The 13,433-nt window shown below is 59.0% G+C and carries 15 protein-coding genes; 2 read left to right on the top strand and 13 right to left on the bottom strand.

Annotated features, from left to right (window positions below; translation table 11 throughout):
- Nucleotides 1-28: 28 nt before the first annotated feature.
- The 9 genes from HU731_RS07890 to ccoN (HU731_RS07850) form a co-directional block, all read right to left on the bottom strand.
- Nucleotides 29-184, bottom strand: coding sequence for a hypothetical protein (locus HU731_RS07890; protein WP_186606946.1), 156 nt, complete (start codon nt 182-184; stop codon nt 29-31).
- Nucleotides 185-299: 115 nt separating this feature from the next.
- Nucleotides 300-1,277, bottom strand: a complete 978-nt coding sequence (gene ccoP / locus HU731_RS07885) for a cytochrome-c oxidase, cbb3-type subunit III (protein ID WP_186606947.1) — start codon at nt 1,275-1,277, stop codon at nt 300-302.
- The gene (locus HU731_RS07880) at nt 1,274-1,459 is read right to left on the bottom strand and encodes a CcoQ/FixQ family Cbb3-type cytochrome c oxidase assembly chaperone (protein WP_003193169.1); all 186 of its coding nucleotides are present in this window, start codon (nt 1,457-1,459) and stop codon (nt 1,274-1,276) included. Before HU731_RS07880 ends, ccoP (HU731_RS07885) begins: the two co-directional genes overlap by 4 nt.
- 5 nt (nt 1,460-1,464) lie before the next feature.
- Complete coding sequence (ccoO, locus tag HU731_RS07875) at nt 1,465-2,073, bottom strand: cytochrome-c oxidase, cbb3-type subunit II (RefSeq protein ID WP_003193167.1); 609 nt, start codon at nt 2,071-2,073, stop codon at nt 1,465-1,467.
- Entirely contained in the window at nt 2,073-3,515 is a 1,443-nt protein-coding gene (ccoN, locus tag HU731_RS07870; protein ID WP_014719443.1) for a cytochrome-c oxidase, cbb3-type subunit I, read from the bottom strand. The genes ccoO (HU731_RS07875) and ccoN (HU731_RS07870) overlap by 1 nt, the downstream gene beginning before the upstream one ends.
- A gap of 447 nt (nt 3,516-3,962) precedes the next feature.
- A complete protein-coding gene (gene ccoP / locus HU731_RS07865; RefSeq protein ID WP_186606948.1) occupies nt 3,963-4,910 on the bottom strand; it encodes a cytochrome-c oxidase, cbb3-type subunit III in 948 nt (315 codons plus the stop codon).
- The gene (locus HU731_RS07860; RefSeq protein ID WP_003193161.1) at nt 4,907-5,107 is read right to left on the bottom strand and encodes a cbb3-type cytochrome oxidase subunit 3; all 201 of its coding nucleotides are present in this window, start codon (nt 5,105-5,107) and stop codon (nt 4,907-4,909) included. The genes ccoP (HU731_RS07865) and HU731_RS07860 overlap by 4 nt, the downstream gene beginning before the upstream one ends.
- 3 nt (nt 5,108-5,110) lie before the next feature.
- Nucleotides 5,111-5,719 (bottom strand): cytochrome-c oxidase, cbb3-type subunit II, encoded by a 609-nt coding sequence (gene ccoO, locus HU731_RS07855; protein WP_003193159.1) that lies wholly within the window; start codon nt 5,717-5,719, stop codon nt 5,111-5,113.
- 10 nt (nt 5,720-5,729) lie between these two features.
- Entirely contained in the window at nt 5,730-7,154 is a 1,425-nt protein-coding gene (ccoN, locus tag HU731_RS07850; protein WP_056786634.1) for a cytochrome-c oxidase, cbb3-type subunit I, read from the bottom strand.
- 79 nt (nt 7,155-7,233) lie between these two features.
- Here ccoN (HU731_RS07850) and HU731_RS07845 point away from each other — a divergent pair, with 79 nt between their 5' ends.
- A complete protein-coding gene (locus tag HU731_RS07845) occupies nt 7,234-7,920 on the top strand; it encodes an alpha/beta family hydrolase (RefSeq protein ID WP_186606949.1) in 687 nt (228 codons plus the stop codon).
- Nucleotides 7,921-7,979: 59 nt separating this feature from the next.
- Here the strand turns inward: HU731_RS07845 and HU731_RS07840 are convergent, their stop codons facing one another.
- The 4 genes from HU731_RS07840 to HU731_RS07825 form a co-directional block, all read right to left on the bottom strand.
- Nucleotides 7,980-8,432 (bottom strand): hypothetical protein, encoded by a 453-nt coding sequence (locus HU731_RS07840; protein WP_186606950.1) that lies wholly within the window; start codon nt 8,430-8,432, stop codon nt 7,980-7,982.
- Between the two features lie 142 nt (nt 8,433-8,574).
- Complete coding sequence (locus HU731_RS07835) at nt 8,575-9,417, bottom strand: hypothetical protein (protein ID WP_186606951.1); 843 nt, start codon at nt 9,415-9,417, stop codon at nt 8,575-8,577.
- A gap of 163 nt (nt 9,418-9,580) precedes the next feature.
- A complete protein-coding gene (locus tag HU731_RS07830; protein ID WP_186606952.1) occupies nt 9,581-11,146 on the bottom strand; it encodes a methyl-accepting chemotaxis protein Aer in 1,566 nt (521 codons plus the stop codon).
- A gap of 205 nt (nt 11,147-11,351) precedes the next feature.
- On the bottom strand, nt 11,352-12,143 hold the full coding sequence (locus HU731_RS07825) for a CPBP family intramembrane glutamic endopeptidase (RefSeq protein ID WP_186606953.1): 792 nt from the start codon (nt 12,141-12,143) through the stop codon (nt 11,352-11,354).
- A gap of 419 nt (nt 12,144-12,562) precedes the next feature.
- On the opposite strand from HU731_RS07825, the gene HU731_RS07820 reads away from it, so the two are divergent.
- A complete protein-coding gene (locus HU731_RS07820; RefSeq protein ID WP_032895843.1) occupies nt 12,563-13,423 on the top strand; it encodes a DMT family transporter in 861 nt (286 codons plus the stop codon).
- Nucleotides 13,424-13,433: the final 10 nt, after the last annotated feature.

The following is a 13,433-nucleotide window of genomic DNA, read 5'->3' as shown; positions in this document are numbered from 1 at the left end:
TTTTTAGAACTGTGGCCGTTTAAATGACTCAATCATCGAACTGTGCCCTCGTAATAATGGTTGTGCGCCCAGGGAGAAAGTCGATGTTGTCTTCAGGCATCTGCAACATTTCGCTGATGTCTGTGGCAACCGCTTCGATTTCTTCTGGATTATTTTTGTTGGGTGTGGAGTTGTCTTCGTTCATGCATCAGCCCGATTGTAAGCGTCAGCGCTCAAACTTAATGCCTGCTGTGTTTCAGAGCAATAAACAAAAAGCCCCGCCAGCATTCGCTGCGCGGGGCTCCATTGTTTCAGAGGTCTTACTGCTCCTCAGCCTTCTTATCCCCATGAGACAAGCTATACACATACGCCGCAAGCAAGTGCACCTTGTCATTGCCTTGCAACTGCTCCTGCGCCGGCATCTGGCCCTGGCGGCCATAACGGATGGTCTGCTGCAGTTGCGCGAAGCTTGAGCCGTAGATGAACGCACCCGGATGCGTCAGGTCGGGCGCGCCCATGGCTGGGGTGCCTTTACCCGCCGGGCCGTGGCAGGCCACGCAGTTGGCGGCGAAGAGTTTCTCACCGTTGGCCACATCGGCCTTGGCGCCTTCCGGCAGTTTGCGGCCGTCGAGGTTGGTCACCACAAAAGCTGCTACGTCGGCCACGCCTTGCTCGCCGATGACTTCGGCCCAACCTGGCATCACCGCGTGGCGGCCCTTCATGATGGTTTCCTTGATGGTGTTGGGTTCGCCACCCCAGCGCCAGTCGGCGTCGGTCAGGTTGGGAAAGCCGTAGGCGCCCTTGGCGTCGGAGCCGTGGCATACCGAGCAGTTGGAGGCAAACAAGCGGCCGCCCATCTTCAAGGCTTGCGGGTCCTTGGCGACTTCTTCAATCGGCATCGACGCGAACTTGGCGAAGATCGGCCCGAACTTGGCCTCCGACCTGGCCATTTCCTTTTCCCATTCGTGCACGCCGGTCCAGCCGGTCTGGCCGTTGGCGAACGGGGTTTGCTTGTCGGTGTCGAGGTAGTTGTAGCCTGGCAGCAGGCCCTTCCAGTTGCCCAGGCCAGGGTAGAGCACCAGGTAGCCAAGGGCGAAGACGATGGTGCCGACAAACAGCATGAACCACCACTTGGGCAGCGGGTTGTCGTACTCCTCGATGCCGTCGAACGAGTGGCCGACGGTCTCGTCCGTCTGCTCGGTGCGCTGGCCTTTGCGGGTCGACAGCAGCAGCCAGGTCAGGGCGAAGATGGTACCCAGACTGAGGACTGTGACGTACAGACTCCAGAACGTAGTCATTCTTTGTTACTCCTAGAAGCTTGCTCGACGTGCTTGATGGCTTCGGGGTCATCTGCGAAGGGCAGCATGGTCGCGTCGTCAAACTCCGACTTGCGCCGTGGGCTGAACACCCACAACGCCAGGCCGATAAAGGCCACCATCACCACAACGGTGCCCAGGCCACGAATCATCCCGATATCCATGAAGGTCACCGTTTGCTTTTGATGATGGTGCCAAGGCCTTGCAGGTAGGCCACCAATGCGTCCATTTCGGTCTTGCCCTTCACGGCGGCGGCCGCACCGGCGATGTCTTCGTCGGTGTAGGGCACGCCCAGGGTGCGCAAGACTTCCATCTTCTTGGCGGTGTCCTTGCCGTCGAGCTTGTTTTCCACGAGGAACGGGTACGCCGGCATTTTCGACTCAGGCACGACGTTGCGCGGGTTGTACAGGTGCGCACGCTGCCAGTCATCGGAGTAACGCCCACCCACACGGGCCAGGTCCGGGCCGGTGCGCTTGGAACCCCACAGGAACGGGTGGTCCCACACGCTTTCACCGGCCACCGAGTAGTGGCCGTAGCGTTCGGTTTCGGCGCGGAACGGGCGGATCATCTGCGAGTGGCAGCCCACGCAACCGTTGGCGATGTAGACGTCGCGGCCTTCCAGTTCAAGGGCGGTGCGCGGCTTCATGCCTTCGACCGGCTTGTTGGTCACGTCCTGGAAAAACAGCGGGACGATTTGGGTCAGGCCGCCGATGCTCACGGCGATGACCATGAAGAAGGCCAGCAGGCCGATGTTCTTCTCGACTACTTCATGCTTCATCAGTGAGCTCCCACAACGGCGATCTTGGCGGCGGCTTCGGCTTCTACAGGGTCGCTGGCACGCACGGTGCGCCAGACGTTGTAGGCCATCAACAGCATGCCGCTGGCAAAGAACGCACCGCCCAGGGCACGTACGATAAAGCCCGGGTGGCTGGCTTGCAGCGCTTCAACGAAGGAGTAGGTGAGGGTGCCGTCATCGTTGATCGCACGCCACATCAAGCCCTGGGTGATGCCGTTGACCCACATCGAGGCGATGTAGAGCACGGTGCCGATAGTGGCCAGCCAGAAGTGCGCGTTGATCAGCCCGACGCTGTGCATCTGCACGCGGCCGAACAGTTTGGGGATCATGTGGTACAGCGCGCCGATGGAGATCATCGCCACCCAACCGAGAGCGCCAGCGTGCACGTGGCCGATGGTCCAGTCGGTGTAGTGGGACAGCGAGTTGACGGTCTTGATCGCCATCATCGGCCCTTCGAAGGTCGACATGCCGTAGAACGCCAAAGACACCACCAAAAACCGCAGGATCGGGTCGGTGCGCAGCTTATGCCAGGCGCCCGACAGGGTCATCATGCCGTTGATCATACCGCCCCAGCTTGGCGCCAGCAGGATGATTGACATCGCCATGCCCAGGGACTGTGCCCAATCCGGCAAGGCGGTGTAGTGCAAGTGGTGAGGGCCGGCCCAGATGTACAGGGTGATCAGCGCCCAGAAGTGCACGATGGACAGGCGATACGAGTAGATCGGACGCTCGGCTTGCTTGGGCACGAAGTAGTACATCATCCCCAGGAAACCGGTGGTGAGGAAGAAGCCTACGGCGTTGTGGCCGTACCACCACTGGATCATCGCGTCCGTTGCGCCGGAATAGGCCGAATAGGACTTGAACAGGTTCACCGGCAGGGAGGCGTGGTTGACGATGTGCAGCATCGCCGTGACCACGATAAAGGCGCCATAGAACCAGTTGCCCACGTAGATGTGCTTGGTCTTGCGCTTGACGATGGTGCCGAAGAACACCAGGCCGTAGGTCACCCACACGATGGCAAGCAAAATGGCGATCGGCCATTCCAGTTCGGCGTATTCCTTGGTGGTGGTGTAGCCCAGGGGCAGGCTGATGATGGCGCCGACGATGACCGCCTGCCAGCCCCAGAAGGTGAAGGCGGCAAGGCCATCGGAGATCAGTCGCGTCTGGCAGGTGCGCTGCACGACATAGTAGGAGGTGGCAAACAGTGCACATCCGCCGAAGGCGAAGATCACCAGGTTGGTGTGCAGCGGGCGCAGGCGGCCGAAAGTCGTCCAGGGCAGGTCGAAATTCAATTGCGGCCAAACCAGTTGCGAGGCGATGAACACCCCGAGCCCCATGCCAAGGATCCCCCAGACCACCGTCATGATGGCGAACTGGCGGACTACCTTATAGTTATAAGCAGTCGGACTGATTGCTGTGCTCATTCTAAGGTTCCACGGTTTAGGTTTTTTTATAGGTAAAATCGGCCGCAAGTATGTAGAAAGCGAGGGGCCATTGCAACGCAATGGCTGACCTGGATCAATGCGTTCAACGCCAGATTCTGCGCCCTTTCCATGTTTGGCGTAGGGACAAAATCCAAAATAGAAAGCTGATCGAGTGGACAGGAAATTTCAGGGGCGCAACGGCTACCGTCGCGTAGGCCAGGAATGGTCCACTGTGGGAACAAGCGTAGACCCGAATAGGAGGAGGGGAAAGGTAGGCTTGGAAGAGGTGCGACACTTGGTCGCGCAAATGAAAAAACAACACCGGATCCCTGTAGGAGCGAGCTTGCTCGCGAAATACTTCAGAGCGCCGCGTTTATGCTGGATAAACGTGGTGTCCTCAGATGCTTCGCGGGCAAGCTCGTTCCCACAGTGAAACGGGTTGCGGCCCTACTTGGTCGCGCTGTCTGGCGTTGCACCTTCAGCGTTATGGGACAAGCTGTACACGTAAGCCGCCAGCAGGTGCACCTTGTCGTTGCCTTGCAGCACGTCCTGTGCCGGCATCTGGCCCTGGCGACCATGGCGGATGGTCTGTTGCAGCTGCGCCAGGCTGGTGCCGTAGATAAAGCCTGCTGGCTCGGTCAGGTTCGGTGCGCCCATGGCTTCCACACCGTGGCCTTGCGGGCCGTGACAGGCCACGCAAGTGGTGTTGAACGCGGCTTGCCCGGCTGCCAGGTCTGCGGTGTTGTCAGCAGGCAACGGCAGCTTGGCCAGGTCGTGGCGTACGTAAGCGGCGACGTTTTTCACTCCGTCCTCGCCCAGCACTTCACCCCAGGCCGGCATCGCCGCGTGGCGACCGTTCAGGATGGTGGCCTTGATGGCTTCGGCCGAACCGCCCCAGCGCCAGTTGTTGTCGGCCAGGTTGGGGAAGCCATAGGCGCCCTTGGCGTCCGAGCCGTGGCACACCGCACAGTTGGAGGCGAACAGGCGACCGCCCATCTTCAACGCTTGCGGGTCCTTGGCGACTTCCTCCACCGGCATGGCTGCGAACTTGGCGAAGATCGGCCCGAACCTGGCGTCGGCCTTGGCCATTTCCTTGTCCCATTCCTTGGTCTGGGTCCAACCGTCTTCATAGCCCGGCAGTACGCCTTTCCAGTTGCCCAGGCCCGGGTAGAGGATCAGGTAGCCGACGGCAAACACCAGGGTGCCGGCGAACAACATGAACCACCACTGGGGCAGCGGGTTGTCGTATTCCTCGATACCGTCGAAGGCGTGGCCCATGGTCTGGTCGACGCTGCCCTTGGTCTCGCCCTTGCGGGTGCCGACCAACAGCCAGGTCAGGCCGATCAGGCTGCCCAGGGTCAATACGCAGATCCATGTACTCCAAAACGTAGTCATGGCCGAGTGCTCCTTGTGGCTGGCTCTGCTTGAGCGTCGGGTGGGGAAGGTTCATCGGCAAACGGCAGCAGGCGCGCCTGCTCGAATTCCGCGTTGCGGCGGTTGTTGAATACCCACAGCGACAGGCCGATAAAGGCGATGGCGACCACCAGCGTGCCCAGGCCGCGGATGGTGCCCGCATCGAATTCAAATCCCATGGCTCACCTCTTGCTCTTGATGGCAGTGCCGAGCACTTGCAGGTAGGAAACCAGCGCGTCCATTTCGGTCTTGCCCTTGAGGCTGGCGACTGCGCCATTGATGTCGTCGTCGGTGTACGGCACGCCGAGGGTGCGCATCACTTTCAACTTGGTCTCGGTGTGGCTGCTGTCGACGGCGGCGGTGACCAGCCAGGGGTAGGCCGGCATTTTCGACTCTGGCACCACGTTGCGCGGGTTGTACAAGTGCGCGCGGTGCCAGTCGTCCGAGTAGCGTGCGCCGACGCGGGCCAGGTCCGGGCCGGTACGTTTGGAGCCCCACAGGAACGGGTGGTCCCACACGCTTTCGCCAGCCACCGAATAGTGGCCGTAGCGCTCGGTCTCGGCGCGGAACGGGCGGATCATCTGCGAGTGGCACTGTACGCAGCCTTCGCGGATGTAGATGTCGCGGCCTTCCAGTTGCAGCGCGGTGTAGGGCTTCATGCCTTCGACGGGCTTGTTGGTCACGTCCTGGAAGAACAGCGGGACGATCTGGGTCAGGCCACCGATGCTCACGGCAAGCACCATCAGCAGCATCAACAGGCCGACGTTCTTTTCAATCGTTTCGTGTTTCATCATCGACTCCTCAGGCCATCTGCGCGGCAGCGGTGACGTCGGCAGGTTGCGCCGAACGCACGGTGCGCCATGTGTTGTAAGCCATCAGGAACATGCCGCTGAGGAAGATCGCACCGCCCACCAGACGCACGATGAAGCCTGGGTGGCTGGCCACCAGGGTTTCGACGAAGGAGTAAGTGAGGGTGCCGTCTTCGTTGACCGCACGCCACATCAGGCCCTGGGCGATGCCGTTGACCCACATCGAAGCGATGTAGAGCACGGTGCCGATGGTGGCCAGCCAGAAGTGCGCGTTGATCAGGCCGAGGCTGTACATCTGCTCGCGACCGAAGATTTTCGGGATCATGTGGTACAGCGCGCCGATGGAGATCATCGCCACCCAACCCAGCGCGCCGGCGTGTACGTGGCCGATGGTCCAGTCGGTGTAGTGGGAGAGGGCGTTGACGGTCTTGATCGCCATCATCGGGCCTTCGAAGGTCGACATGCCGTAGAACGCCAGGGAGACCACCAAAAAGCGCAGGATCGGGTCGCTGCGCAGCTTATGCCAGGCGCCCGAGAGGGTCATCATGCCGTTGATCATGCCGCCCCAGCTCGGTGCCAGCAGCACCAGCGACATCACCATGCCCAGGGACTGCGCCCAATCCGGCAGGGCGGTGTAGTGCAAGTGGTGCGGGCCGGCCCAGATGTACAGGGTGATCAGCGCCCAGAAGTGCACGATGGACAAACGATACGAATACACCGGGCGTTCGGCCTGCTTGGGCACGAAGTAATACATCATCCCCAGGAAGCCCGCAGTGAGGAAAAAGCCTACTGCGTTATGCCCATACCACCACTGCACCATGGCATCCGTCGCACCGCCGTACAGCGAGTAGGACTTGGTCAGGCTGACCGGGATTTCCAGGTTATTGACGATATGCAAAATGGCCACGGTGATGATGAACGCGCCGAAGAACCAGTTGCCCACATAGATGTGCTTGGTCTTGCGCTTCATGATCGTGCCGAAGAACACGATGGCGTAGGCGACCCAGACAATGGTGATCAGGATGTCGATCGGCCATTCCAGTTCGGCGTATTCCTTGGAGCTGGTGTAGCCCAGTGGCAGGCTGATCGCGGCCAGCAGGATCACAAGCTGCCAGCCCCAGAAGCAGAACGCGGCGACTTTCGGCGCGAACAGCTGTGTCTGGCAGGTGCGTTGCACCGAGTAAAAGGAGCTGGCGAACAGCGCACAGCCACCGAACGCGAAGATCACCGCGTTGGTGTGCAAAGGGCGCAGGCGGCCGAAGCTGGTCCAAGGCAAATCGAAGTTGAGCGCAGGCCAAACCAATTGGGCAGCGAGAAAAACCCCGAGCCCCATGCCGACGATGCCCCACACCACCGTCATAATGGCGAATTGGCGGACCACCTTGTAGTTATAGGCGGTACTTAAAGTAGTGTTCATGGTTCCCCATCCACGGTTCAACCCAAGCAAGTGCGGCACTTGGGCTGGAGTTATAGGCAGACTAAAAAGCGAGGCAAGCATGGGCAAAGAGCACAAGGCCAGTATTGACGGGGATCAATGGGCGCAGTGTGTACGGGAACATGGCTGGTTGTGGGATGTCGCCACGGGCACGGCTTCGGGTGAGCCGGTGACGCTGATCCTGGCCCACGGCGCTGGCGCTCCGATGGACTCGGCGTTCATGAACGACATGGCTGCACGCCTTGCCGGGCATGGCGTGAGCGTGTTGCGCTTCGAGTTCCCGTACATGGCCCAGCGCCGCTTGGACGGGGGCAAACGCCCGCCGAATCCGGCGCCGAAACTACTGGAGGCGTGGCGTGAGGTGTATGCCCAGGTGCGACGTCATGTCGCTGGGAAACTGGCGATTGGCGGCAAGTCGATGGGCGGGCGCATGGCCAGTTTGGTGGCCGATGAATTGGGCGCCGATGGGTTGGTGTGCCTGGGCTATCCGTTCTACGCGGTGGGCAAGCCAGAGAAACCCCGGGTGGAGCATTTGGCTGCGCTGAAGACGCCCACCTTGATAGTGCAGGGCGAGCGCGATGCCTTGGGCAATCGAGCGGCGGTGGAGGGGTATGCGTTATCGCCGAGCATCGAGGTGATGTGGCTGGTGGCGGGGGATCATGATTTGAAGCCGTTGAAGGCGTCGGGGTTCAGTCATGAGCAGCATTTGGAGGCGGCGGCCATCAAAGCATCAGGTTTTCTCGCCTGACGCTTTGCAGGTTTCTCTATGTTGGGATATTTCGGCTAGTGTTTTCATGAGGTTTAACACTAGCGGTCCCTCGTGAGCGTGAAGTGTCCTGTCGCGTCGTATTGAGCGTACTCACTGTCGAAGGACGCCTCGAAGTTGCCATTGGCCGTGCGTTCAACGGGGTTGAGCTTGATTGTCAGTGTTGCCTTTTTGGCAGGAATCACTGCAACGCCAGGAATGTCCCCAGGGCCGGAGATGTAATGAGCATATTTTAAAATTCCGTCAAGTGTGTATGTGTCGTCTATTGGCGCTTCTCCTAGGTAAGGAATATAAAAAACAAAGGAAGAGGAGTTCTTTTCTTGTAAGCTTCCTATCGACCCTGAAAACAGCCAGAAATTTTCATGTTCTACATGGCCGAACGCTGTTCGTTCTGCAGTGATTGGCGTTTGAGAGCCTTTGAATGTCCATTCAAAATGGTTGTTTGGAGTTTGGGGGGAATTGAAGTCCGGGATGAAGATAATGTCTCGGTTCATGGTGAGGTCTCTTTATTTGTGGGGTTTGCGTTATATGATGTTTGAAAGAAAACAGCTTGAATGTGTTGTGCTTGGCTAAGGCGTGATACCTGGTGTGTTTCAAGTCTCTTTGTCGAACCCTGTTACGATGGCGTGGGTAAGCTCAGTATGTGATGGGCTTAAACGTGCCATTGGTCATGTCTACAAGCTCGACGATTTTATTTTTAAAGGTGGCGTTGCAGCGCAATGGCTGCTGAGTCAGTGTAAGCGCTACTTCGTATATTCCTTCATAGGTGGCGCCGCTGAAGAGGGTATAGTAAAAATTCGATTTCTCATCACCCTGTTTAAATGTTTTATCGATGATCTGTTCATTTTCATCGTCGCTGTAAATATAAATAGCCCAGTAACGATATTGAGGCGTACCCCATTCTCCCTCCTCGCCGGTCAGATACCATGCCTTGCTTGAATCGGAGTAGGCCAACCAGCCCTGCGCTTTGTATTGAGTGTGTCCCTCTGTCCATTCAAAGATCGAATGTTGTGAGGCAAGGGTCGTTCCAGGCCATTCACAGCAGCATTTTATTTCGCGTAATGCTGACGCCGTGTCGGTGAAAGAGCCTTCAAAATGTAGCGTTGTTTTCCCTGTGCTTTCGTCAATGGCTATCTCACTGTCGCCGACAGTTGCAACGTGTTCTTCAGTTTCAGGTGCGTTACTATTTGCACCGTTAATGTAAAGATGGGTGAAGCCTTCTGGGTGTTGCTTGATCGATTTGTTAGGTGATGTGCTTTTGGGGGTGCAAGGTATTTTCAGTAGCAGTGATTGTTGAGTATCTGAGCACTGGAGTGTCAACTTAATCCAGTACTGATCATTGCGTTCGGATAGGTGCAGTGGGAGGGCCCAGCCTTCCAATGTTCTTTCGTTGTTTGATGATTTTTCAGTCCATTGCACACGTCCCATAGTTTTTGGGAATAGATGCGGGGTGCTATTTGAGTCGGTAGACCGGGACATGGCGGTGTGCTCCTGTTTGACAGGTTCACACTATAAAAGGGGAGACGTTCAAGAATTAACTGTGAGAATTGACAGTTTTATAGAGCGGTTGGCGATAAAGAGATTATGAGTGATAGCCATCTGCAAGGGGCTCACTTGTTAGAAAGAGTGAGCCCCTGAAGTTCTACCGGTTAAAACGCTCCACCAGCGAGTACTGGGTATTGGCGGTATGCGTCAGCTCTTCACTCAACTGCGCCGAGTTCATCGCCTGCTCCGAGGTCTGGTCCGCCAACAGCGCAATGGTGCTGATGTTGCGGCTGATCTCCTCGGCTACCGCGCTTTGCTCTTCGGTAGCAGCGGCAATCTGGGTGGTCATGTCGGTGATATTGGCCACCGCCTCACTGATGCCCACCAAGGCCTGGTCCGCTTCCATCACCCGCGCTACACCTTCTTCAGCCTGGCGGTGCCCGGCGTCCATGGTTTGCACGGCCGCGCTGGCGGTTTGCTGCAGCTTGGCGATCAGGGTATGGATCTGCCCGGTGGATTCGGCCGTACGCTGCGCCAGTTGGCGCACTTCATCGGCGACCACCGCGAAACCACGGCCCATCTCACCGGCACGCGCGGCTTCGATGGCGGCATTGAGTGCCAGCAGGTTGGTCTGGTCGGCGATGCCTTTGATCACATCAACCACGCCGCCGATTTCATCGCTGTCCTTGGCCAGTTGCGTGACGGTCACACCGGTCTCCCCAACGGCTGCCGAAAGACGTTGAATCGCCTCGCGGGTTTCCCCGGCGATATCGCGGCCGCGTCCGGTCAGGCGGTTGGCTTCCTGGGTGGCATCGGCGGTGCGCTGCACGTGGCTGGCCACCTCCTGGGTGGTCGCCGCCATCTGGTTCACCGCAGTGGCCACCTGTTCGGTTTCCACGCGCTGGCGTTCCAGGCCGCTGGAGCTGTTGTGCGCCAGGGTGTTGGACTGCGCGGCCTGGTCGTTGAGGTGCTCGGCGGTGTCCTGCAGGCGGGTAAGGCAGGTCTTCAGACGCGCTTCCTGGCTGAGGATCGACATTTCCAGGCGCGCTTGTGCGCCACGGCTGTCGGTGTACATCTGCGCGATCAACGGGTCGGACGTGGTCTGTTCCGCCAGGCGCAGCAAACGCTTGAGGCCGCGCTGCTGCCAGCTCAGGCCCAGCAGGCCCAACGGCACCGACAGCGCCGCTGCCAGGGCAAAACCCCATTGGGAGGTGAGCGTGGCGCCGATCATGAAGCTCAACTGGCTGACCAGGATAAACGGCAGCCAGTCCTGCAGCACCGGCAGCCACTTGTCCCGCTGGGGAACGGCCGACTTGCCCTGGTTGATGCGTTGATAGAGCGCTTCGGCCCGGCGGATCTGCTCGGCGGTGGGCTTGATGCGCACCGATTCGTAGCCGATCACCTGGTTGCCATCGAAGACCGGCGTCACATAGGCGTTCACCCAATAGTGGTCACCGGTCTTGCAGCGATTCTTGACAATGCCCATCCATGGCAAGCCTTGTTTGAGCGTGGTCCACATATGCGCGAACACGGCCGGCGGCACATCCGGGTGACGCACCAGGTTGTGTGGCGCGCGGATCAGTTCTTCACGGGTGAACCCACTGATTTCGACAAAGGCGTCGTTGCAGTAGGTAATCACACCCTTGGCATCCGTGGTGGAGATCAACCGTTGCTGAGCGGGGAAGGTACGTTCGCGCTGGGTAACGGGTTGGTTATTACGCATGATTGTTCAATCCGCAAGGCTTTCAGGGGGTATCGGCCATGCGGGGTAATTATTTAACTTATTTTTGCAACAATCCTGCGAACGGCGTTGCCCCTGTAGGAGCGAGCTTGCTCGCGAAGCCCCCAAGGGCAACGCGTTCATTCAGGATGCCCGCGTCAGCGTTGAAGTGCTTCGCGAGCAAGCTCGCTCCTACAGTGAGGAAGGCTTAGCCGGCGAGCATCGGGTAGGTGAACAGACCGAAGTGCAGCAGATTCAAGCCAAAATGCGTGGCAATCGCCGCGCCCAAGCCACCAAAGCGATAGGCCAGGCCGTAACCCACGCCAGCAATACTCGCCAGCAGCATCCACTGCCAACCCGCAGCAAAATGCACCAGGCCGAATAACAGTGAGGCCAGCAGCAGCGCGAGGTTGTCGCCATAGGGCAGGTGCTTGAAGCATTGGCTCAGGCCGCCCTGGATATACCCGCGAAACAGCGCTTCTTCGACCAACGTCACCAGCAGCAGGTTATTCAACACCCACAGCCACGCCTCATCCGGCCACTTGGGCGCCCAACTGATCATCCCCAGCAACGCTGCGCCACCCAGGGCGGCGATGGCGGCCAGGGTCAGGGCCACGGCCGTGACGCAGATCGACAGGCGCAATGAGCGTCGCGCCACAATCCACGGGCAGGCCAGCAACAGCCAGAAGCCGATCAGGGGTTTGTCCTGGTTCAGGTACATCGAGAACGGCACTGAGTCCGGAGTAAAACGCTGGGGCGCAATACCGCGGCCGTTATAGAAACCCGGCAGCCAGTGCATCGCCAGGCCCAGGGCCAGGACGATAAACAAGCCGTGGCCCAGGTAGCGTGCCCAAGGGTTGCGTTGTTGGCGTACGGCATACCCGGCCACCAGCAGCAGTGCGATGGAGACCGCCGCCAGTACGCCCAGTTGGCCGTAGATCAAAGCCACGACATAGCCAATGGAAAGTAGGGTGAGGTACAGCCAGGGCAAAGCAATCATGTGAAATCCTTGAAAAAAACTGGGCGGCATTATAGCGAGCGGTCTGCCTGGACGGCATGAAAACTCCTCCACCCACAGGGTGAGGGGAAAGGATTGCAAAATGTGTTTGCGGCTGGTTATAGTCGTCGCGTCTTTATCCCTTCAAAAAGATCAGCACATGCCAGCTTCCCAGCGCATAGCGGTAGTCGATTCAGCGGTCAACGCTGTGGTCGTGCCGTGCCGTGGCAAGCAGCCTGCGCAGATCAGTCACTACCCCCCACCTGTCAGTAGCACGCCGGTGTACGCAGTCGTATCACCGCCGGGTGTTGGCATTTCGGGCTGATCAGCGATCCGCTCTTGCCCCGTGCCTGCCTGAAAAAAACCTACTGAAATTCAGTTTTTACTGAGTCGGCCTTTTGGCCTGATAACAGGTGGTAACCATGTCTGTGCTTTCAAAACAATCCGTGGCCGCGGCGGCCTCGACGAGCGTGTTTGTCTTGCTGTGGAGCAGCGGGGCGATCTTCTCCAAGTTGGGCCTGGCCCATGCTTCGCCCTTTGCCTTTCTGTTGATCCGCTTTGCCATCGCCCTGATGGGGTTGGTGGTGCTGGTACCGATCCTCAAGTTGAAGCTGCCACGTCCCGGCAAGCCTCTGCTGTATGCGGCGGCGACGGGCCTGGTATTGCTGGGGGCCTACCAGATTTTCTATCTGCTGGCCCTGGACCTCAACGTCACCCCTGGGGTGATGGCCACCATCATGGGCGTGCAGCCGATCCTTACCGTGGTGCTGATGGAGCGCCAACGCTCCTGGCGCCGGCTGTTTGGCCTGGGGTTGGGGTTGGCGGGCTTGATCATGGTGGTGTACCAGGGCATCGGGCTGGCGGGCATGTCCTTGGCGGGGATGCTGTTCGGGTTGTTGGCGCTGGCGAGCATGACGTTTGGCTCGATCATGCAAAAGCGCATCACCGACAACCCCTTGGGTACGTTGCCACTGCAATACCTGGCCGGGTTGCTGCTGTGCGCGGTGTTCGTGCCGTTCCAGCCGTTCCATTTTGAACACAGTGCACGTTTTTACCTGCCGGTACTGTGGATGGGGCTGGTGGTGTCCGTGCTGGCGACGCTGTTGCTGTACCGCCTGATTGCCCGGGGCAACCTGGTGAATGTCACCAGTTTGTTTTATCTGGTGCCAGCGGTGACGGCGGTGATGGACTACCTGATCTTCGGCAATCGCCTGGCCTTGCTGAGCGTGCTGGGGATGGCGTTGATCATCGTCGGCTTGGTCTTCGTGTTCCGTAAGCACTAAACCCCACCCC

This window comes from Pseudomonas salmasensis, from assembly GCF_014268375.2.
GTDB classification, from domain to species: Bacteria; Pseudomonadota; Gammaproteobacteria; order Pseudomonadales; family Pseudomonadaceae; genus Aquipseudomonas; species Aquipseudomonas salmasensis.
Note: the sequence above shows the minus strand (reverse complement) of the source record. Positions and strands in the feature narration are given on the sequence as shown.

What these genes read in the sequence shown, in the direction of transcription:
- HU731_RS07820 (WP_032895843.1), top strand. Translation starts at nt 12,563, where the DNA reads ATGTCTGTGCTTTCAAAACAATCCGTGGCCGCGGCGGCCTCGACGAGC.
- ccoN (WP_014719443.1), bottom strand. Translation starts at nt 3,515, where the DNA reads ATGAGCACAGCAATCAGTCCGACTGCTTATAACTATAAGGTAGTCCGC.
- HU731_RS07840 (WP_186606950.1), bottom strand. Translation starts at nt 8,432, where the DNA reads ATGAACCGAGACATTATCTTCATCCCGGACTTCAATTCCCCCCAAACT.
- HU731_RS07860 (WP_003193161.1), bottom strand. Translation starts at nt 5,107, where the DNA reads ATGGGATTTGAATTCGATGCGGGCACCATCCGCGGCCTGGGCACGCTG.
- HU731_RS07845 (WP_186606949.1), top strand. Translation starts at nt 7,234, where the DNA reads ATGGGCAAAGAGCACAAGGCCAGTATTGACGGGGATCAATGGGCGCAG.
- ccoO (WP_003193159.1), bottom strand. Translation starts at nt 5,719, where the DNA reads ATGAAACACGAAACGATTGAAAAGAACGTCGGCCTGTTGATGCTGCTG.
- HU731_RS07825 (WP_186606953.1), bottom strand. Translation starts at nt 12,143, where the DNA reads ATGATTGCTTTGCCCTGGCTGTACCTCACCCTACTTTCCATTGGCTAT.
- ccoN (WP_056786634.1), bottom strand. Translation starts at nt 7,154, where the DNA reads ATGAACACTACTTTAAGTACCGCCTATAACTACAAGGTGGTCCGCCAA.
- HU731_RS07830 (WP_186606952.1), bottom strand. Translation starts at nt 11,146, where the DNA reads ATGCGTAATAACCAACCCGTTACCCAGCGCGAACGTACCTTCCCCGCT.
- ccoP (WP_186606948.1), bottom strand. Translation starts at nt 4,910, where the DNA reads ATGACTACGTTTTGGAGTACATGGATCTGCGTATTGACCCTGGGCAGC.
- HU731_RS07880 (WP_003193169.1), bottom strand. Translation starts at nt 1,459, where the DNA reads ATGGATATCGGGATGATTCGTGGCCTGGGCACCGTTGTGGTGATGGTG.
- ccoO (WP_003193167.1), bottom strand. Translation starts at nt 2,073, where the DNA reads ATGAAGCATGAAGTAGTCGAGAAGAACATCGGCCTGCTGGCCTTCTTC.
- ccoP (WP_186606947.1), bottom strand. Translation starts at nt 1,277, where the DNA reads ATGACTACGTTCTGGAGTCTGTACGTCACAGTCCTCAGTCTGGGTACC.
- HU731_RS07835 (WP_186606951.1), bottom strand. Translation starts at nt 9,417, where the DNA reads ATGTCCCGGTCTACCGACTCAAATAGCACCCCGCATCTATTCCCAAAA.
- HU731_RS07890 (WP_186606946.1), bottom strand. Translation starts at nt 184, where the DNA reads ATGAACGAAGACAACTCCACACCCAACAAAAATAATCCAGAAGAAATC.